Raw genomic sequence first — 19,345 nt, 5'->3', positions numbered from 1 at the left:
CGGCTCTAGATCGGGGCGACAGGCCAAGCCGAAACTTCGTACACTGCCGGCTCCTATCCTCTGATCGGTATTGAACAATGTTGCTCAAGAAGTCCCTGACCGCTGCTGTCCTGTTCACTGCCCTGCTGGGCGCCTCCACGGCTTTTGCCCACGCCCACCTCAAGCGCGCGGAGCCTGCGGCTGACAGCAACGTCGCCGCACCCAAAGACCTGCGCCTGACCTTCAGCGAAGGCGTCGAAGCCACCTTCACCAAGGTCTCCCTGAGCAAGGACGGCACCGAAATCGCCATCAAGGGCCTGCAAACCCCGGACGCCGACAAGAAAACCCTGGTGGTCACGCCTGCCGCTCCGTTGGCAAGCGGCACGTATAAGGTCGAATGGCATGCGGTGTCCGTCGACACTCACAAAAGCGAAGGCACTTACAGCTTCAAGGTCGGCCAATAACCCATGGCAACCCTGCTGGTGCTGTGCCGCTTCCTGCACTTTTGCGTCGTGTTGCTGATGTTCGGGGCCTGGGTGTTCAGGCCCTGGCTGCTCGGCGCTCACGTGCAGCCGACACTGGACCGGCAATTGCTGCGCATCACCCGTGGCCTGGCCGGCTTGGGGCTGTTCACCGGGGTTGCGTGGCTGCTGTTGATCACCGCTAGCATGGCCGGCAGTTGGGACGCGGCGCTGCAACCGGCCACCGTGCAGTTGGTGCTGGGCAAGACCTTTTTTGGCCAGGTATGGGCCTGGCATCTGCTGCTGAACCTGTTGCTGGTGATCGTGCTGATCAAGCCCTGGCCGGCCTTGCGCTTGCCGCTGCTCGCCCTGCTGCTGGCCACCCTGGCCCCCGTAGGCCACGGCGCCATGCTCGACGGGCTGAGTGGGCGGTTGCTGATCCTTAACCAGGTGGTGCACCTGTTGTGCGTGGGGGCCTGGCTCGGGGGGTTGCTGGTGTTGGTGCTGATCCTCCGGCAGGCGCAAGACCAGCGCTTGGAACCGATTCTGCGTCGCTTCAGTGGTGTGGGATATGGCCTGGTCGGCGGCCTGCTGGTAACCGGGCTGATCAACGTGCGCGTGCTCACCGGGCAACTGTGGCCCACGCCGCTCTTCCAAGGGTTTGCCTTGATTTTGCTGATCAAGGTGGGGCTGGTGCTGGGCATGCTGGGGTTGGCGTTGTTGAACCGGTTGCGTATCAAACGCTGCGAGCAACGCCTGGCCAGTTTGAGAGCCAGCGTGATGATGGAGTGGCTGTTGGGCATTGCAGCAGTGGCTGCGGTTTCCCTGCTTGGCACCCTGCCGCCGATGGTCATGGCTGGCTGAAACCTGCGTGGCAATACAATCAATGTAGGAGCGAGCTTGCTCGCGAAAAACGCCAACGATAACGCGTACTTCCTGAATGAACGCGGCGCCTGTGAGTTTTTCGCGAGCAAGCTCGCTCCTACAGGGGGCGACCGTGCCGCTACGTTGAATCGTTTCACCCAAGTCATCGTATAACTTCTGCTTGACACACCCTCAAAACCTCGCAAATATCGCGCCCAATGTTGTACGACGACGTATGACAAATAATAAAAACAACAAAACAAAGGGAGCCTCACTGTGAGTCAATCCGCCCGTCATTCCTGCACGCGCCTGGGCCTTCTCGGTCTCGGCAGCCTGGCCGTCACCCTGCCGCTGGGTGCCAACGCCGAAGGCTTTATCGACGACGCCAAGGCCACGCTCAACCTGCGTAATGCCTACTTCAACCGCAACTTCACCAACCCGACCAACCCTCAGGGCAAGGCCGAAGAGTGGACGCAGAATTTTATCCTTGATGCCAAGTCCGGCTTTACCCAGGGCACGGTCGGTTTCGGGATTGATGTGTTGGGGCTGTACTCGCAAAAACTCGATGGCGGCAAAGGCACCGCCGGTACGCAACTGTTGCCGGTGCATGACGATGGCCGCCCCGCCGACAATTTCGGGCGCCTGGGTGTCGCGCTGAAAACCAGGCTGTCGAAGACCGAATTGAAGGTTGGCGAATGGATGCCGGTGCTGCCGATCCTGCGTTCCGACGATGGCCGCTCCCTGCCCCAGACCTTTCGTGGCGGCCAGGTCACGTCCAATGAAATCGCCGGCCTGACCCTCTACGGTGGCCAGTTTCGCGGCAATAGCCCACGCAACGACGCGAGCATGGAAGACATGTTCATGAACGGCAAAGCCGCGTTCACTTCGGACCGTTTCAACTTCGGCGGGGGCGAATACACCTTCAACGACAAACGTACCCAGGTCGGCCTGTGGTACGCCGAACTGACTGATATCTACCAACAGCAGTACCTCAACCTCACCCACAGCCAGCCGCTGGGCGACTGGACCCTGGGCGCCAACCTCGGGTTCTTCAACGGCAAGGAAGACGGCAGCGCCCTGGCCGGCGACCTCGATAACAAGACCCTGTTCGCCCTGCTCTCGGCCAGATACAACGGCCACACCTTCTACGTTGGCCTGCAAAAACTCAGCGGCGACAGCGCCTGGATGCGCATCAACGGCACCAGCGGCGGCACCCTGGCCAACGACAGCTACAACGCCAGCTACGACAACGCCAAGGAAAAGTCCTGGCAGGTGCGCCACGACTTCAACTTTGTGGTGCTCGGCGTTCCGGGGCTGACCCTGATGAACCGCTATATCAGCGGCAGCAACGTACACACTGGGGCGATCACCGACGGCAAGGAGTGGGGACGTGAGTCGGAGTTGGCCTACACGGTGCAGAGCGGTGCGCTGAAGAACCTCAATGTGAAGTGGCGCAACTCGACCATGCGTCGGGACTTCAGCAATAACGAGTTCGATGAGAACCGGATTTTTATCAGCTATCCGATTTCGTTGCTTTGAATGTGGGAGGGCTTGGTCAGGTTTTTGTAGGAGCGAGCTTGCTCGCGAAAAACGTCAACGATAACGCGTGTTCCTGATTAAACGCGGCGCCCATGGGTTTCTCGCGAGCAAGCTCGCTCCTACAGAGGACCGGACGTTGACAACACCAGGAATCCCTAACACTATTTCCCTATAGTCATACGACAACCTACAACAAAAATCTGGAAGGCCCATGACCACCACCGCCCCCGCTCCCTTCAACCGCCTGTTACTCACCGGTGCCGCTGGCGGCCTGGGCAAAGTCCTGCGTGAACGCATGCGTCCTTATGCCCAGGTGCTGCGCCTTTCGGATATCGCTGAAATGGCCCCCGCCACCGATGCTCGCGAAGAGGTACAAACCTGCGACCTGGCCGACAAACACGCCGTGCACCAGCTGGTAGAGGGCGTCGACGCCATCCTGCACTTTGGCGGCGTGTCGGTGGAGCGCTCGTTCGAAGAGGTGCTCGGCGCGAACATCAGTGGCATTTTCCATATCTACGAAGCCGCCCGCCGCCACGGGGTCAAGCGGGTGATCTTCGCCAGTTCCAACCACGTGATCGGTTTCTACAAGCAGGGCGAACAACTCGACGCCCACTCCCCGCGCCGCCCGGACAGTTACTACGGCCTGTCCAAGTCCTACGGCGAAGACATGGCCAGTTTCTACTTCGACCGTTATGGCATCGAGACCGTGAGCATTCGTATCGGCTCCTCGTTCCCGCAACCGCAGAACCGCCGGATGATGCACACCTGGCTGAGTTTCGACGACCTGACCCAACTGCTCGAACGCGCGCTGTACACGCCCAACGTCGGCCATACCGTGGTGTACGGCATGTCGGCCAACCTCGATACCTGGTGGGACAACCGCTACGCCGCGCACCTGGGCTTTGCGCCCAAGGACAGCTCCGAAGTGTTCCGCGCCCAGGTCGAAGCCCAGCCGCCCGTGGCCGCCGATGACCCGGCCAAGGTCTACCAGGGCGGTGCGTTCTGCGCGGCGGGGCCGTTCGGTGACTGAGTGCCCCGCAACCCAAGGGAATGACTATGCCTGCTGAATTGATTGTCGATGCCCGCAATGCCGTGGGCGAATGCCCGGTGTGGGTAGCGCAAGAAAACGCCCTATATTGGGTGGATATCCCCAACGGTGGCTTGCAACGCTGGAACGCCGCCACCGGTCACCTCGCGGCGTGGAAAGCCCCGCAAATGCTGGCCTGTATTGCGCGCACCGACACAGGCAATTGGGTCGCCGGCATGCAAACCGGCTTCTTCCAACTCACGCCCCACAACGACGGCAGCCTCGACACCACGCCGCTGGCCAGCATCGAGCATTCGCGCAAGGACATGCGTTTGAACGATGGCCGCTGCGATCGCCAGGGCCGTTTCTGGGCCGGCAGCATGGTGCTGGACATGAGTTTGAACGCCGCCGAGGGCGTCCTTTATCGCTATGGGTCCGGGGCCGCGCCCCACGCGCAACTGGACGGGTTCATCACCCTCAACGGCCTGGCTTTCAGCCCCGATGGCCGCACGATGTACGCTTCCGATTCGCACCCGAAGGTGCAAAAGGTCTGGGCGTTCGACTACGACATCGAGACCGGCACACCGTCCAATCGCCGCCTGTTCATTGATATGAACAACTTCCCCGGACGTCCCGACGGTGCAGCCGTGGACGCCGAGGGCGGCTACTGGATCTGCGCCAACGACGCCGGACTGATTCACCGTTTCAGCCCCGACGGCCGCCTGGACCGTTCCCTGAGCGTGCCCGTGAAAAAACCCACCATGTGCGCCTTCGGTGGCAGCCGCCTGGACACTCTGTACGTCACCTCCATCCGTGACGACCCGAGTGAACAGTCGCTGTCCGGCGGCGTGTTCGCCCTCAACCCCGGCGTCCAAGGGCTGCCAGAACCCCACTTCATCGCTTAATCGCTGTGCCTTGAATACAACAATAACAAGACAGGAGTGACTTCCATGGACTTCAAACGCACCTTGCTCGCCGCTGCAATTTTCACCCTCAGCAGCGCCGCCCACGCGCTGGAAATCAAGTTCGCCGACATCCATCCCGCCGGCTACCCCACCGTGGTCGCCGAAGAGAACATGGGCAAGGCCCTGACCAAGGCGAGCAACGGCGAACTGACCTTCAAGTACTTCCCCGGCGGTGTGCTGGGCTCCGAGAAGGAAGTGGTCGAACAGGCCCAGGTCGGCGCCGTGCAGATGACCCGCGTCAGCCTCGGCATCGTCGGCCCGGTGGTGCCGGACGTGAACGTGTTCAACCTGCCGTTCGTGTTCCGCGACCAGGCGCATATGCGCAAGGTCATCGATGGCGAGATCGGCGACGAGATCCTCGCCAAGATCACCGACTCCGAGTTCGGCCTGGTGGCCCTGGCCTGGATGGATGGCGGCACGCGCAACCTCTACACCAAGAAGCCGGTGCGCAAGATCGAAGACCTCAAGGGCATGAAGATCCGCGTGCAAGGCAACCCGATCTTCATCGAAGCCTTCAACGCCATGGGCGCCAACGGCATTGCCATGGACACCGGCGAGATCTTCAGCGCCCTGCAGACCGGGGTCATCGACGGCGCGGAAAACAACCCGCCGACCTTGCTGGAACACAACCATTACCAAAACGCCAAGTACTACACCCTTACCGAACACCTGATTCTGCCTGAACCTATCGTGATGTCGAAAATCACCTGGAACAAGCTCAATCCCGCCCAGCAAGACATGGTCAAGGCCGCAGCCAAAGCCGCCCAGGCCGATGAGCGCGTGCTCTGGGACGCCAAGTCCGCCAGCAGTGAAGAGAAACTCAAGAAGGCCGGCGTGGAGTTCATCACGGTCGACAAAAAGCCCTTCTATGAGGCCACCGCCCAGGTGCGTGCCAAGTACGGTGCGCCGTATGCAGACATGATCAAGCGCATCGACGCGGTTCAATAACCTCCCCTGCCCTGCATAAGGCCCGGCGCGGTCTGCATCGACGCGCCCGGTCACGGTGAACGCCATGAAGACTTTACTGCTGCGCTTCAACGACCGCCTCTACATGACCTGCATCTGGGTCGCCGGCCTTTCGGTCCTGGGAGTCGCCTTGATCATTCCCTGGGGTATCTTCGCCCGCTATGTCCTCGGTACCGGTTCCAGCTGGCCGGAGCCCACCGCCATCCTGCTGATGCTGGTGTTCACCTTTATTGGCGCCGCCGCCAGTTATCGTGCCGGCGCGCATATGTCGGTGGCGATGGTCACTGATCGTTTGCCACCTGCCCAACGCCGTCTCGTCGGCATTCTCTCGCAACTGCTGATGGGCACCATCTGCGTATTCATGACGATTTGGGGCACCAAGCTATGCCTGTCCACCTGGAACCAATTCATGAGCGCCATCCCTACCCTGCGCGTGGGCATCACTTACATGCCGATCCCGATTGGCGGCGTGCTGACCCTGGTGTTCGTGGTCGAAAAGCTGCTGCTCGGTGACCAGAGCAACCGCAAGGTGGTGCGTTTCGATGTGGTTGAAGAAAACGAAGGGGCCGCCTGATATGGACGCATTGATTCTATTGGGCAGCTTTATTGCCTTGATCCTGATCGGCATGCCGGTGGCCTATGCGTTGGGGCTGTCGGCGTTGATTGGCGCGTGGTGGATCGACATCCCGTTCCAGGCCCTGATGATTCAGATTGCCGGTGGGGTGAACAAGTTTTCGCTGATGGCGATTCCGTTCTTCGTGCTGGCCGGGGCGATCATGGCCGAGGGCGGCATGTCGCGGCGCCTGGTGGCCTTTGCTGGAGTGCTGGTGGGCTTTGTGCGCGGTGGGTTGTCACTGGTCAACATCATGGCCTCGACGTTTTTTGGCGCGATTTCCGGTTCATCCGTGGCCGATACCGCCTCGGTCGGCTCGGTGCTGATTCCGGAAATGGAACGACGTGGTTATCCGCGCGAATTCGCCACCGCAGTGACCGTCAGCGGTTCGGTGCAAGCGCTGCTGACGCCGCCCAGCCATAACTCGGTGCTGTACTCCCTGGCGGCCGGCGGCACGGTTTCCATCGCCTCGCTGTTCATGGCCGGCGTGGTGCCGGGCCTGTTGATGAGCGCGTGCCTGATGGTGCTGTGCCTGATCTTCGCAAAAAAGCGCGACTACCCCAAAGGCGAAGTCATCCCCTTGAAGCAGGCGCTGAAGATCGCCGCCGACGCGCTCTGGGGCTTGATGGCCATGGTGATCATCCTGGGCGGCATCCTCTCGGGCATTTTCACCGCTACCGAGTCGGCGGCGATTGCGGTGTTGTGGGCATTCTTCGTGACCATGTTCATCTACCGCGACTACAAATGGCGCGAGCTGCCCAAGCTGATGCATCGCACGGTGCGCACCATTTCCATCGTGATGATCCTGATCGCCTTCGCTGCCAGCTTCGGCTACATCATGACCCTGATGCAGATCCCGGCGAAGATCACCACGCTGTTCCTGACCCTGTCGGACAACCGCTACGTGATCCTGATGTGCATCAACGTCATGCTGTTGTTGCTCGGCACGGTGATGGACATGGCGCCGCTGATTCTGATCCTCACACCCATCCTGATGCCGGTGATCCTGGGCATCGGCGTCGACCCGGTGCACTTTGGCATGATCATGCTGGTGAATCTGGGTATCGGCCTGATTACCCCGCCGGTGGGCGCGGTGCTGTTCGTTGGTGCGGCGGTGGGCAAGACCAGTATCGAGAAAACCGTGAAGGCACTGCTGCCGTTTTATGCGGTGTTGTTCTTGGTGCTGATGGCGGTGACCTATATCCCGGCGTTGTCGCTGTGGTTGCCCCATTTGGTGCTGTAAACCTCCTTCAGAAACAAAGACGAACCAATGTGGGAGCTGGCTTGCCGGCGATAGCGGTGTATCAGTCACGGATGCATTGACTGACAGGTCGCTATCGCAGGCAAGCCAGCTCCCACAGTTGAATCCTCAGTGTTTGTTTTGACTTCATGAGGCAGGTCAATCGTGATTGAGCTAACTGATCAATTCACCCAACTGGTGCTCGCCCCGCCATCGGCGCCAGCCTCTGTTGCGGCACAGCAATGAGCAGACCATCAATTCCCGAAGCCTGGGATTTGCGGCAACTCAAAGGATTGCCAGAGGGGCTGGTGGGTAACGGCTTCTGCTGTACTGCCCGCCGGGGTTGGAGTTTTTCTGCATCGAACCGGTGAGTCATCCGGTGAATGCCCATCACCTGCCGGGCAAGCCTGGCCTTGAGCTGCTGGAGCAAGGCCAAATTCCACCTGAAATACAGGGTGGGAGCCGGCTTGCCTGAACTGTAGGAGCGAGCTTGCTCGCGAAAAACTCACAGGCGCCGCGTTCATTCAGGAAACACGCGTTATCGTTGACGTTTTTCGCGAGCACGCTCGCGTCTACAGTCAGGGTGGGCTGTTTTTCAGGCGCCCCGCCGTGTCGATACTCACCACCACCGACAACCCCGGCCGCAAGCGCTCACTCTCGGCCTGGTCCGGGTCCACGGTGATGCGCACGGGTACCCGCTGGGCGATCTTGACGAAGTTGCCGGTGGCGTTGTCCGCCTGCAACAGGCTGAACTCGGAACCGGTCGCCGGGGAAATATGCTGAACCGTGCCATGGAATTTGCGGTGGTTCAGCGCATCCACGGTGAACGTCACCGGCTGGCCGACCTGCACATTGTCCATCTGGGTTTCTTTCATATTGGCAATCACCCACAACTGCTTGGGCACCAGGGCCATCAGTTGCGCGCCGGAATTGACATAAGCGCCCAGGCGCACGCCGATCTGCCCGAGCTGGCCATCCCGTGGCGCCGTGATGCGGGTATTGGACAGGTCGATGCGCGCCAGCTCCACCGCCGCCTCGGCGCTCGCGACAGCTGCCTCCAGGGAGCCGCGGTTGACGATCACCGTCTGCAAATCCTGGCGGGCAATTTCCAGGCTGGCCTGGGCCTGGGCCACGGCAGCGATGGTCTGCGCGTTGGCGGCACGGGTCACGTCCAGTTCGCGTTTGGACACCGAACCATCGCTGATCAGTTCTTCATTGCGGCGCAAATCCGCAGTGCTCTTGCGCGCCTGGGCCTGGCTGTCGACCAGCGCGGCCTGGCGCAGCTTGATAGTCGCTTCGGCGCTGTTGCGCTGCTGCACCACATTGGCCAACGAGGCCTTCTGCACCGCCAGTTGCGCCAGGGCCTGGTCGAGGCGCTGCTTGTAGATACGGTCGTCCAGGCGCACCAGCAGGTCGCCGGTCTTGACGTACTGGAAGTCCTGCACCGGCACTTCGAACACATAGCCGCTGAGCTGCGGGCCGATAATCGTCACCTGCCCACGCACCAGGGCGTTTTCGGTGGTTTCCACCGCGCTGCTGAACGGCGGCAGTTGCCAGGCGTACAGCACGATCAGCACACCGATGATGGCGATGGCGGCAAAGCCCAGGGACGAGATGATCCGCACGCGCAAGGGCCGCAATTGGGTGGGCACCGCGCCCGGTGGCGTGCTGCCTTCCGGCGTGGCGGCAATGGCGGTCGTGGTGGTGGTTGAAGGTTCAGTCATGAAGTCGCGCCGCTGGGTTGAACAGGAGGAGTTGCCTTGGTAGTGCTCATCAGCCACAGGCTGCGGGTGAAGATCCACAGCATGGTCAGGATCGCGATAATCGCGATCAGCATGAAGACATCGTTATAAGCCATGACGTTCGCCTCACGGGTGGCCGCCGTAGCCAGGCTGCGGATGCCCATGAGGTTGCGCAGTTCCGGGTCGGCGACGATCTTGCCATAAGCCGCCCCACCACTCTGCACCCGCGCCGCCACAAGCGGATCGATCAGGGTCAGGTGCTCGACGATCATGCTCGAATGATACTTCTCGCGCACGATCTGAAAGGTGCCCAGCAACGCCGCGCCGATCAGGCCGCCGAGGTTCTGGCAGATCCCGAACATCACCGAGAAGCTCACCAGGTTGCGCGGGTTGGTCAGTACGTTTTTGGTGCCCAGCACCATGGTCGGCCCGAGGAAGAATGTGCCGCCAAAGCCTAGCAGGAACTGGCTGATATAGAGGTTCTGCGGGCGGGTCAGGTTGCTGGAAAAACTGTCCATCACGGAACCGGTCGCCATCAGCGCCAGGGAGATGATCAGCGGCATCAGCAAGTGCGCCGGGTTGATCGTCAACGCGCTGACCACCAGCCCGGCAATCGCCCCGGCCAGCATCACCACGTACAGGGTGTGCATCTGCTGGTAGCTCATGTTCAACATCTGCATGAACCCCACCGCACCAGTGGACTGCTCGGACAGCACCATGCGAATCAGCACCACCGCCAACGCCAGGCGAATCATCACGCCGCTGCCCAGCCAGCGCGTCATCAGCATCGGGTTGCTGCGGTTATGCTCGATGGCCAGCCCCGCCATGATCAGCACCAGGGAGCAGGCCGAGGCTACGCCGATCCACGGCGCTTCCAGCCACCAGTCGATGCGCCCCAGGGACAGCACCGCACAGAGCAAGGCTACGCCGCTGGCAAGGATGGCAAAGGTGAGAAAATCGAGTTTTTCAAAGGTTTTGAAGCGATCGCCCGGCGGCAGCTTGAGCAGGAACACGCAGCCCAGGCAAATCAGTGCCAGGCCCAGTTCGAACAGGTACAACCCGCGCCATTCGGCGATTTGCAGCAAGTCTTCGGAAAACAGCCGCGCCAGGGGCAGCGCCAATTGCGCGGTGCCCAGCCCCAGCACCAGGGCTTTCAAGCGCCACTTGGCCGGGAACGCCTGGATCATGTAGTACAAACCCAACGAGCTCAGCGCCGCGCCGACCATGCCGTGAGCCGCCCTCACCGCAATGGCCGAGTTGAGGTCGTTGACAAACAAGTGGCCGAAAGTCACCAGCGCATACAACACCAGGAACACTTCGGTAAACGCACGCAGGCCGAACTGCTGACGAAACTTCACCAGCAGCAGGTTCATGCACACATTGGTCATGACATACGCGGCGGGCAGCCAGGCCATTTCCGCGGTGGTCGCGCCCAGGGCGCCTTGCAGGTATTGCAGGTTGGCGATAACCAGGGCATTGCCCAGGCCACCGGTGATTGCTACCAGCACGCCCACCAGCGCAAACAGCCAGCGTTTGTGGGTGGGGTGCAGCGGCGTCGACGGCGAGCCGGGCAGGCTCGGCCGCTCGTGGGGCTGCCAGGGGTGGGGGGTGTATTTATCCATTCGGTGACCTTGGTGAGCCGACGTGCAAGGTCGGTGAATCCGCTACTCAAGCCGTAGTAAACCCGAGCAGCGTTTATCTTGCCATGCCAAGGGCGCAATTGCTCCTCAGACGGGCACCGCGCCCTTGAGCTCAGCTATCAAGATCTGGTTTGATCGCTATATCAGGCACCGGCGCATAGAACGGCCCATAGTCCAGCAGCAATTCATCACCTTTCTTGATGTCCTTGAGCGCCACATAGAACGTCAGGTTTTTCCCGACCGCGACGGAGACCACATTGTTTGACTTCCACACCGACCCATTGCCCAGTTGCGAGGTATTGATCAGGCTCAGAGTGTTTCCCGTGTGCAGCCCACTCACGGTACGCACGCCCGAACGGGTACCGAACAGGTAAGTCAATACAGCCCGCGAACCTTGCTTGCGTTGCTCCTCGAACAACGACGCCTCGTTTGGGTGATATTTGCCTGCATACGGGCCAAGCACTTCATATTGGGGAATATCGCGCCGCGCCCACACCGACGCGCCGCGAGTCGGTCCACCATCGTCCAGCGGTGTGACCACTTCCAAGGCTTCATCAAACCGGGACTGGTGCTGGCCTTCGGTGCGCAGCCAGTCTTTGATCGACGCTTTGATTTGGGCTGAGACACGCGCTTTTGTCGGGCTATCAAGCCCGTCAAGTACGCCATTCCAGTAGGCGATGCGGATGTCCTCGATGGGGCCTTCAAGTGATTGGGTCAAGCTGACCCTGGGGTTCGCCGGGTCCTGCAGAATCGGCAGTGTGTTATCGATCTGATGGCGAGGTAAGGTCGGGAAGTCGCTGGCTTCTCCCTTGATAACGACGGGCGAGACGGCCGAAGATGGCCCAGGTGTCTGTGCATCTGGGGAGCGGGGCGTCGACAGGTCCAGAGCTTCCTCTTGCGGTGGATCAACGGAGTCGGAAGCGGGCCGCTTTCGAGTCGGGACCGCGGTAGTGCCCGTACTCGTGCCCGTGGATGGAATGGCGGGTTGAACACGACCGACACGTCGCACCGAATCCTGGGTAAGGGTCCCATCGACTCGAACGGTCCAAGACCATTCTAACGGACTGAGATTGTGTTGAGCCCTAAAAGCCGCTGGTGTGACTTTATTGCCTGGCTGCTGGGCAAGCTGGCTCCATTGCAGTAAATGCATGTCGGTAATTTTGGTATAGATACCGCCGGCCGCCGTGAAAAATAGCGCCTCAGCGGCGGGCCCCCTACTTCCATCTTGCCGTGCGTGGATTCGAAAACTACCTAAATCAAGATTGTACCGACCGGCGAACCCCTGCAGGGTGACCATGTCGCGTACCTGCTGTGTCATCCCTTGCCATTCAAGGAGGTGAGCGGTTGTGATCGGAATCGTCGGTGTCCCCTTAGGTCGATCATGTACGATCTTGCCCGCAACGCTCAAACCACCGCTGCCATCCAGGTAATACTCGAAGGTCGGGGGGTGAAGTTTATGTTGCCTGGCGAAACCTTTGACAGTGATCCTTTGCTGCTCTTGAAGGGGCAGCGCTGTCCATGCCCGGAGATGATCGGCGTCTATGATCACCCCGCCCTTGCTCCCCAGGCGCTGCCACTGATCCCCCTGTACATGCTGGACCAGCAATTCGGTTTGCCGGTTGTTGTGATACACCCGCGCCTGCACAACACCATCCTCCGTACGGGAAACCTGCCGGACCTCGTACACCGCTGTTTCACCGCTGCTGTCGGTATGGCGTATGTGCGACAAGTGCCCATCGGCCGCCACGTACACACCCTGACTGTTGCGTGACAGCCCCGCAATGTTGGTGTCTGGCACTTTGAAGTGCCCGAACAGCTCATGGCTCAGCTCACTCAGCTCATCAATGTGTGCTGTGTCCACCTCACCGGCGACGGCCCGGGTCGCGATCCTGAACTCTTCGAGCGGGCTGCCATAAGGTCGCATCGTGTCGGCATCAAACGCATACCAATGGCCGTTCTTGAGCACGGCGGCGCCTTCCACCGTCTGCTCGGCCACCTTCAACACCCCTGTTGCCGCCGCGTCATACTGCCTGCTGGTCGCCTTCAACACGTCGTAGCTGCCGTTGGCGCCCCTGAGTTTGTTGACGGCTTTGGCGCCTTTGGAGAGCAGATAAAGGCCGCCATTGCCCGCAAGCTTGACCAGATCACCGACGCCACCCACAGGGTTGAGCACCTCAATGGTTGCCACGCCGATGACCTTGGCCGCTTTCAATGCCCTGGCCCCTGCGGAAAGCGCAGAACGGCCGACCTTGAGCAATTTGCCGGAGGTAGCGGTGCCGGCGGTAAGAAAGCCGAACACATCCAGTAAGAGATCGAAAGTCCCGTCGCCGTACTTGCCATTTTGAAAATTGACAATGGCGGACCTGAGCGGGATCAGGTTTAACAAAAACTCGCTCAACTGCGCGTTGGCCTTGTCCAAGGCGGTCTGCCCGCGGGCTTGCTGTTTGATCGCAGGGTCGTCGAGATCCAGGTGTTGAACAAAGGCCGTGGCAATCCCATGGGATCGAGTGCTGGTAAAGCTATCCCAGAGTGAGTGATTCAGCGGGCGCTCACGACCGAGATCAGCGGCTTGATAACGAGGTGTGAACGCTTTAGTGGTAAAAACTTTGTTGGCCACCTCAGAACGCTTAATCCTCGCGTCGTACAGGCCCGCCCTTTCAATCGTGCCTTTATTGAAGTCGATTACATAGGCTTGGGACTTGCCAAGCAGCTCAGTTTTGACCAGCAGTCCCGGTCTGTTTTGATCATACGTATTATTAAAATGACCATCCATGACGTATGAGCATTCTTGGAAAAAGCTGATTTTTCCAAACTCGAAGTGCTTGCGATCCTCCAAGGGTAGTTGCGAGATCATGTGCCTGACCGTTGTATTGACGGCGGCCTTTTTTTCCTCGATGGCCAGGTTGAACTGCTTCTCGAATTCAGCCGGCACACCAAACTGCGGGTTGGCGTTCAACGTCGTCAGCACCCTGCGCAGGTCATTGGCCTTGAGTGAACTGCTGGGCTCATGTGCCTTGAAGGGTCTGGATTCGAGCCAGTCGTTCATGGCGACATCCAATAGCGAATGTACCCCCCCTTCAATCACCACGTAGTGCTGATCAACAGCGAACACTTTCTCTTCGAAAAATGCGCCAAGGTCGCCAAATCGTTCCTTGAGCTTGGCCAGTGCGATCTCTTTTCGCGTGGGCAATGCTATGTCCAGTGCCTGGGAGGCAGTGAGCCGAGTATCCAACTGCGCGTTGAATGCGGTTTTTACCGATTCAAGTTGTGCAGGGAGATAGTCGCCATCATTTTTCTTTGCAAGCACGCCACTCGCGATTGCCCAATCCAGCAAAGCGGCCGTTTGTGCCGTTTGGGTAACCGCTGGGTCAACCCGCCGCGCCTCTTCGGCCCCGCTCATGACCTGGGCAAACGTCATGCCGGGGACTTTGCCCGGCGTCTGCGCCTCGATCGTCATTGCCGCAATCGTCAGGCTGGCCCATGCCAGGCTACCGATCTTCACATTCGGGGGAATGTCTTTAATCAGAAACTGTGGAGTCGACTTGGCCAGTAACAGGTAAGCACCAACTTTTGCCAGCGCGACGCTGGTTTTGCCAGTGCTGCTTAAGTGTTCAGCCAGGCCATCCACGACTGCAGCGGGGTGGTGGCCCCAGTATTTGTCACTGGCCAGATCGAAGCCGGCTATTGTGTGGCGATCAGGCGCGGTGATCGATTCAGGGTCCATCTGCAACGCGATGCCTGCCAGCAGGTAATCGGTCACGCTGCTTTCGCTATCAATGCCTTGCATTCTTTGTTGCAGCGCTTTGCCCATCAGTTGTCCCTGCGGGGAACGGACCAGCGCCTCGAGCATCTTGGCAGGGTCGTTCTGCACCGATGCCGGAAGGGGTTGGCGATAACGCAGGAACTCCAGCACACCGCCCTTGGTTTGCATCACCAACGGCTGATCGCCCAGATGGTGGGCGTGACTCATCGTGATAAGACGCAAGCGCCGTTGTTCGTCTGCGTTCAAGGGCATCGGCCAGGATAACGCCCCTCCCAGATTACCCAGCGGGGGAACCGGACTGCTGGGTAACGGCACATCTTGGCTGGGGCGCTGGGGCGTCATCGCGGTGTCGACGGTGTCGGTCGCAGGCGCTGACTGATTTTCAACGGTAGGCAGTGGATGCGAAGAATGCGTGCGTGCGGCGGCAATGCTTGTCATAAAAAGCAACCTGTCCATGGTCAAAGAATCATCCCGGCAAAAGCGCGTGTCAGCGCTTGCGGCCGTTCACTGAGTGTCAAAGCTCAATAGGGAGGTTCCTGCCCAAGTACGACATTTCGTGACAGTACGCGGCTCGCCCCGTGCATCATTGCTTGCTGATGTTGAAGCCCTGCTGACTAGGCAAAAAGCCCTTCTTCACTGGCAATGGGCGACAATCGCACTGATCGCCGGCACAGGGTCAGAGCAACGCCCTCAATAGCATTCCAATCGCTACCAACACACACAGGCTGGCAAAACCCACCTGCAAAGTGCGCGCCCGGATTACCGTACACAACCGCCTGCCCGCCAACATGCCGACGATGCTCGCGCCAATAAACATCCAGCCCATCGGTTCGATGCTGACCCCGGCATGAAACGCGCCGGCGACGCCAATCAGCGAAATCAAGCTGATCACCATCAACGACGTGGCGACGATCCCACGCATCTGCACATCGGTCAGTTGCTTGAATGCCGGTACGATCAGGAAACCGCCGCCCACGCCGAGCAGCCCCGACACCGCGCCAGTCACTGCACCCAGCGCGGCCAGGGTGGCCGTGCATTTGGTGGTCCAGGCCAGGCGTCCGGTCTGCTGGTTGAGCATGCAATTCTTCTGGCCCCACGACGCGGTGCCGTGATCACTCGGCCCGGCCTCGACCTTTTCGCGCTGCAACATGCGCCAGGCCACCAGCATCATCAATGCACTGAACAACCCCATCAGCAGGTGTTCCGGCAACTGGTGAGCGACAAACACCCCCAACGGCGAAAACAGCGCACCGAGCAAGGCAATCAATATTGCGGCGCGATAACGCACCAGGCCATGACGCAAGCCATCGATGGCCCCCACCGCCGCCGCCGCGCCCACCGCGAGCAACGACACCGGCGCGGCCTGGGTCATGGTCAACCCCAGCCCCAGCACCAACGCCGGCACCCCGAGGATGCCGCCGCCCGCGCCGGTCAGTCCCATGACCAGGCCCATCAATACACCCAACACACTGGCCAGCAGCATTCAGTCCACCTTGCTCAGACGGGTCAGCCACTCGCGGCCCTTGAGCATGCCATTCCAGTAGAACCACGGCAGCAATGTCGCCTTGAGGAACCACATCGAACGGCGCGCCCGAGTCGGGTCCAGGGGAAAGGTCGGCAACAGCTTGCCGCCGTAGCCGAACTCGGCCAGTACCACCTTGCCCTTCTCCACCGTCAGCGGGCAGGAGCCGTAGCCGTCGTATTTGAGCGGCAATGGCGCCTGTTTGCGCAGGGCCAGCAGGTTCTCGGCCACCACCACGATCTGCTTGCGCACTGCCGCCGCGGTCTTGGCGTTGGTGGTGCCGCACACATCGCCCAGGCCGAAGATATGCGGGTAGCGCAGGTGTTGCAGACTGTGGGGGTTCACTTCGCACCAGCCGGCGGCGTCGGCCAGCAGGCTTTCGCGGATAAAATCGGGGGCGACCTGCGGCGGTACGACGTGGAGCATATCGAAGGTTTTCTCTTCGACCGTCGCGTTGCCTTCGGCGTCTTTGACTTCAAACCAGGCTTTGCGCGCCGGGCCGTCGACTCTCACCAGGTTGGAATTGAACGCCAGGCGAGCGTTGTATTTTTCGACGTACTTCATCAGCGGCGGCACAAACGTTGGCACGCCAAACAGCGCAGCGCCAGCCAGGTTGAATTCGACGTCGATGTGTTTGAGGTCGCCCTGCTTGAGCCAGTGGTCGCAGGACAGGTACATGGCTTTTTGCGGCGCGCCGGCGCACTTGATCGGCATGGCCGGCTGGGTGAACAACGCTTTGCCGCCCTTGAGCTGCTGCACCAACTGCCAGGTGTAGGCGGCGTGCTCATAGCTGTAGTTGGAGGTGACACCGTGTTGGCCGAGGGTGTCTTGCAGGCCTTCGATTTTTTCCCAGGCCAGGCGCAGGCCGGGGCAGACGATGAGGTTCTTCCAGGTGACGCGCTGGCCGCTGTCGAGCACCAGGGTGTTTTCATCGGGCAGCAGTTCGCTAACGGCGGCCTGTACCCAACTGACGCCATTGGGCAGCACATCGGCCAGGGGGCGGCGGGTCTTTTGCAGGTCGTAGGCACCGCCGCCGACCAGGGTCCAGGCTGGTTGGTAGCTGTGATAGTCGTTGGGTTCGATCAGGATGATGTTCAACTGCGGGTCGCGCTTGAGGAGGCTGGCCAGCAGGCCGATGCCTGCCGAGCCGCCGCCGATGACTACAATATCGCCACTGATGGTGGGTCCCCAGTGTTGTTCGGTCATTGTCTACTGCCTTTTTGAGTCAATGCACACAAGGGTCGCTGCCGGATGGCGTCACGCCCAGCTTTTTATGACCGCGCCGCAATACAGGCCGGACAGGGTCTTCATCACTTGAATCACTTCATGGCTGGCCAGCCCGTAGAAAATGTATTTGCCTTCCCGACGGGTGGCGACCAACCCTTCATCGCGCAAGATGCCCAACTGTTGTGACAGGGTGGGCTGGCGTACGCCCGTCAGGGCCTCCAGCTCGCCGACGTTGCGCTCGCCCTGGGTCAACTGGCACAGGATCAACAAGCGGTCTTCATTGGCCAGGGCCTTGAGCAAGGCACAGGCCTTGGACGCCGACGCACGCAACTGGGCGACCTCGCCCTCACTCAACGTAGATTCCATTTGCCTCGGGTCCTTTATGTCACTTAAGCTCAAAACATTATGTGTAAACGTAAACTGATTGTAACCACTTTTTTCTTCAACAGTTTTTCCTAACAGAGGCGGCCGCCATGCCAGCGTTGATTCAAGCCTTTCTGGATGACGCATCGTCGACCTACACCTATATCGTCTATGAAGCCGATGGCGGCCCCTGCGCCATTGTCGACTCAGTGCTCAACTACGACCCGGCGTCGAGGCGCACCGATACCGCCCAGGCCGACAAGGTCATTGCCTTTGTGCGCGGGCATGGCTTGCAGGTGCAGTGGCTGCTGGAAACCCACGCTCATGCCGATCATCTGTCCGCCGCGCCCTACCTGCGTCGCACCTTGGGCGGCAAGATCGCGATAGGCGAATCCATTAGCAAGGTGCAGGGTGTGTTCAAAAACCTGTTCAACCTGGAGCCGGAATTTCGCGTGGACGGCTCGCAATTCGATCACCTGTTTGCACCGGATGAAATCTTTCATATCGGCAACTTGAAGGCCCAGGCCCTGCATGTGCCGGGGCACACCCCGGCGGACATGGCTTACCTGATCGACGGCCGGTTGATCCTGGTGGGCGACACGCTGTTCATGCCCGACGTCGGCACCGCCCGTTGCGATTTTCCCGGCGGCGATGCGCGGCAGTTGTACGCATCGATGCGCAAGCTGTTGGCGTTCCCTTCGGACACCAAGTTGTACGTGTGTCATGACTACCCGCCCGAGGGTCGAGAGGCGAAGTGCCAAACGACCGTAGCGGAACAAAGAGCGGGGAATATTCATGTGCATGATGGCGTGGATGAAGCGGCGTTTGTACAGATGCGCACCACTCGCGATGCAGGGTTGGGGATGCCGACCTTATTGCTGCCAGCGATCCAGGTAAATGTGCGGGCGGGCAACCTGCCGCCGGCGGAAGAAAACGGCGTGACCTACCTGAAGATCCCCCTCAACCAACTCTAGAAACACCGATCCCCTGTGGGAGCTGGCCTGCGATAGCGGTGGGTCAGTTGACCTATTTGCCCGATATACAGCTCAATAACGACCAACAGTAACCACGATGCGAAGCGAGTCGCTCTTGATCTGCTTTTGATTTTGATCTAAGGCGCCCCGTTAAACCACGCTGGCCGGAATTCGACAGGGATTTGGGGGGTAAACCGGCAGGGATGCCGGTTTAGCCGCCCCGCGCCATGGATGGCGCGTGGCGGCGGCCCCCCAAATCACTGGCGGATTACGGGCACACCGAGCCTAGGCGAGGTGCCGAGTGGTGGGGCAAGGGCGTTTTGGTTACTTTTGGGTCCTTCCAAAAGTGACCCGCTGTAAAAGCCATCCCTTTCAAGGTCTTAGGTAAAATCCTCTGAAACTTCAGTCAGGGATACCCGAAAGATGTGGGCCGATGTACTTGCTCGATTTGAGAAAAAAG

General features: G+C 60.1%; 15 protein-coding genes and 1 pseudogene. 10 read left to right on the top strand and 6 right to left on the bottom strand.

The features are described from left to right. The first annotated feature begins 77 nt into the window (after positions 1-77). The 9 genes and pseudogenes from copC to CER19_RS29010 all read left to right on the top strand — a co-directional run. Entirely contained in the window at positions 78-443 is a 366-nt protein-coding gene (gene copC / locus CER19_RS06150; protein WP_116665765.1) for a copper homeostasis periplasmic binding protein CopC, read from the top strand. A 3-nt stretch (positions 444-446) separates the two neighbouring features. Beyond that, positions 447-1,304 carry a copper homeostasis membrane protein CopD gene (gene copD, locus CER19_RS06145; protein ID WP_116665764.1) on the top strand — a complete coding sequence of 286 codons (858 nt, stop codon included), beginning with the start codon at positions 447-449 and terminating at the stop codon, positions 1,302-1,304. Between the two features lie 276 nt (positions 1,305-1,580). Then, complete coding sequence (locus CER19_RS06140; RefSeq protein WP_034127961.1) at positions 1,581-2,843, top strand: OprD family porin; 1,263 nt, start codon at positions 1,581-1,583, stop codon at positions 2,841-2,843. Between the two features lie 211 nt (positions 2,844-3,054). Then, the gene (locus CER19_RS06135) at positions 3,055-3,873 is read left to right on the top strand and encodes an NAD(P)-dependent oxidoreductase (RefSeq protein WP_116665763.1); all 819 of its coding nucleotides are present in this window, start codon (positions 3,055-3,057) and stop codon (positions 3,871-3,873) included. 26 nt (positions 3,874-3,899) lie between these two features. Continuing rightward, positions 3,900-4,775, top strand: coding sequence for an SMP-30/gluconolactonase/LRE family protein (locus CER19_RS06130; protein WP_116665762.1), 876 nt, complete (start codon positions 3,900-3,902; stop codon positions 4,773-4,775). A 45-nt stretch (positions 4,776-4,820) separates the two neighbouring features. Then, positions 4,821-5,783, top strand: coding sequence for a TRAP transporter substrate-binding protein (locus CER19_RS06125; RefSeq protein WP_116665761.1), 963 nt, complete (start codon positions 4,821-4,823; stop codon positions 5,781-5,783). Between the two features lie 64 nt (positions 5,784-5,847). Next, positions 5,848-6,375 (top strand): TRAP transporter small permease, encoded by a 528-nt coding sequence (locus tag CER19_RS06120; protein ID WP_116665760.1) that lies wholly within the window; start codon positions 5,848-5,850, stop codon positions 6,373-6,375. A gap of 1 nt (position 6,376) precedes the next feature. Continuing rightward, positions 6,377-7,657 carry a TRAP transporter large permease gene (locus CER19_RS06115; RefSeq protein WP_116665759.1) on the top strand — a complete coding sequence of 427 codons (1,281 nt, stop codon included), beginning with the start codon at positions 6,377-6,379 and terminating at the stop codon, positions 7,655-7,657. 254 nt (positions 7,658-7,911) lie between these two features. Next, positions 7,912-8,129, top strand: a pseudogene (locus CER19_RS29010) (hypothetical protein); the annotation flags it as partial. Positions 8,130-8,232: 103 nt separating this feature from the next. Here the strand turns inward: CER19_RS29010 and CER19_RS06105 are convergent. The 6 genes from CER19_RS06105 to CER19_RS06080 all read right to left on the bottom strand — a co-directional run bounded on the left by CER19_RS06105 (position 8,233) and on the right by CER19_RS06080 (position 17,914). Then, positions 8,233-9,378 carry an HlyD family secretion protein gene (locus CER19_RS06105; RefSeq protein WP_003192298.1) on the bottom strand — a complete coding sequence of 382 codons (1,146 nt, stop codon included), beginning with the start codon at positions 9,376-9,378 and terminating at the stop codon, positions 8,233-8,235. Continuing rightward, a complete protein-coding gene (locus tag CER19_RS06100) occupies positions 9,375-11,018 on the bottom strand; it encodes an MFS transporter (protein ID WP_116665758.1) in 1,644 nt (547 codons plus the stop codon). The genes CER19_RS06105 and CER19_RS06100 overlap by 4 nt, the downstream gene beginning before the upstream one ends. 130 nt (positions 11,019-11,148) lie before the next feature. Then, positions 11,149-15,237, bottom strand: a complete 4,089-nt coding sequence (locus tag CER19_RS06095) for an SET domain-containing protein-lysine N-methyltransferase (RefSeq protein WP_116665792.1) — start codon at positions 15,235-15,237, stop codon at positions 11,149-11,151. A 238-nt stretch (positions 15,238-15,475) separates the two neighbouring features. Next, the gene (locus CER19_RS06090; RefSeq protein ID WP_116665757.1) at positions 15,476-16,282 is read right to left on the bottom strand and encodes a sulfite exporter TauE/SafE family protein; all 807 of its coding nucleotides are present in this window, start codon (positions 16,280-16,282) and stop codon (positions 15,476-15,478) included. Then, entirely contained in the window at positions 16,283-17,527 is a 1,245-nt protein-coding gene (locus tag CER19_RS06085) for an FAD/NAD(P)-binding oxidoreductase (RefSeq protein WP_116665756.1), read from the bottom strand. Between the two features lie 51 nt (positions 17,528-17,578). After that, a complete protein-coding gene (locus tag CER19_RS06080; RefSeq protein WP_003174875.1) occupies positions 17,579-17,914 on the bottom strand; it encodes a helix-turn-helix transcriptional regulator in 336 nt (111 codons plus the stop codon). A 107-nt stretch (positions 17,915-18,021) separates the two neighbouring features. Between CER19_RS06080 and CER19_RS06075 the strand changes: the two genes are divergently transcribed. Then, positions 18,022-18,885: an MBL fold metallo-hydrolase gene (locus tag CER19_RS06075; protein WP_116665755.1), complete on the top strand. Its 864-nt coding sequence runs from the start codon at positions 18,022-18,024 to the stop codon at positions 18,883-18,885. Positions 18,886-19,345: the final 460 nt, after the last annotated feature.

The sequence above is a fragment of the Pseudomonas sp. GL93 genome (assembly GCF_003408955.1).
Taxonomy (GTDB): Bacteria; Pseudomonadota; Gammaproteobacteria; order Pseudomonadales; family Pseudomonadaceae; genus Aquipseudomonas; species Aquipseudomonas paracarnis.
Note: the sequence above shows the minus strand (reverse complement) of the source record. Positions and strands in the feature narration are given on the sequence as shown.

What these genes read in the sequence shown, in the direction of transcription:
- CER19_RS06080 (WP_003174875.1), bottom strand. Translation starts at nt 17,914, where the DNA reads ATGGAATCTACGTTGAGTGAGGGCGAGGTCGCCCAGTTGCGTGCGTCG.
- CER19_RS06135 (WP_116665763.1), top strand. Translation starts at nt 3,055, where the DNA reads ATGACCACCACCGCCCCCGCTCCCTTCAACCGCCTGTTACTCACCGGT.
- copD (WP_116665764.1), top strand. Translation starts at nt 447, where the DNA reads ATGGCAACCCTGCTGGTGCTGTGCCGCTTCCTGCACTTTTGCGTCGTG.
- CER19_RS06125 (WP_116665761.1), top strand. Translation starts at nt 4,821, where the DNA reads ATGGACTTCAAACGCACCTTGCTCGCCGCTGCAATTTTCACCCTCAGC.
- CER19_RS06115 (WP_116665759.1), top strand. Translation starts at nt 6,377, where the DNA reads ATGGACGCATTGATTCTATTGGGCAGCTTTATTGCCTTGATCCTGATC.
- copC (WP_116665765.1), top strand. Translation starts at nt 78, where the DNA reads ATGTTGCTCAAGAAGTCCCTGACCGCTGCTGTCCTGTTCACTGCCCTG.
- CER19_RS06105 (WP_003192298.1), bottom strand. Translation starts at nt 9,378, where the DNA reads ATGACTGAACCTTCAACCACCACCACGACCGCCATTGCCGCCACGCCG.
- CER19_RS06075 (WP_116665755.1), top strand. Translation starts at nt 18,022, where the DNA reads ATGCCAGCGTTGATTCAAGCCTTTCTGGATGACGCATCGTCGACCTAC.
- CER19_RS06090 (WP_116665757.1), bottom strand. Translation starts at nt 16,282, where the DNA reads ATGCTGCTGGCCAGTGTGTTGGGTGTATTGATGGGCCTGGTCATGGGA.
- CER19_RS06085 (WP_116665756.1), bottom strand. Translation starts at nt 17,527, where the DNA reads ATGACCGAACAACACTGGGGACCCACCATCAGTGGCGATATTGTAGTC.
- CER19_RS06130 (WP_116665762.1), top strand. Translation starts at nt 3,900, where the DNA reads ATGCCTGCTGAATTGATTGTCGATGCCCGCAATGCCGTGGGCGAATGC.
- CER19_RS06100 (WP_116665758.1), bottom strand. Translation starts at nt 11,018, where the DNA reads ATGGATAAATACACCCCCCACCCCTGGCAGCCCCACGAGCGGCCGAGC.
- CER19_RS06095 (WP_116665792.1), bottom strand. Translation starts at nt 15,237, where the DNA reads ATGACAAGCATTGCCGCCGCACGCACGCATTCTTCGCATCCACTGCCT.
- CER19_RS06120 (WP_116665760.1), top strand. Translation starts at nt 5,848, where the DNA reads ATGAAGACTTTACTGCTGCGCTTCAACGACCGCCTCTACATGACCTGC.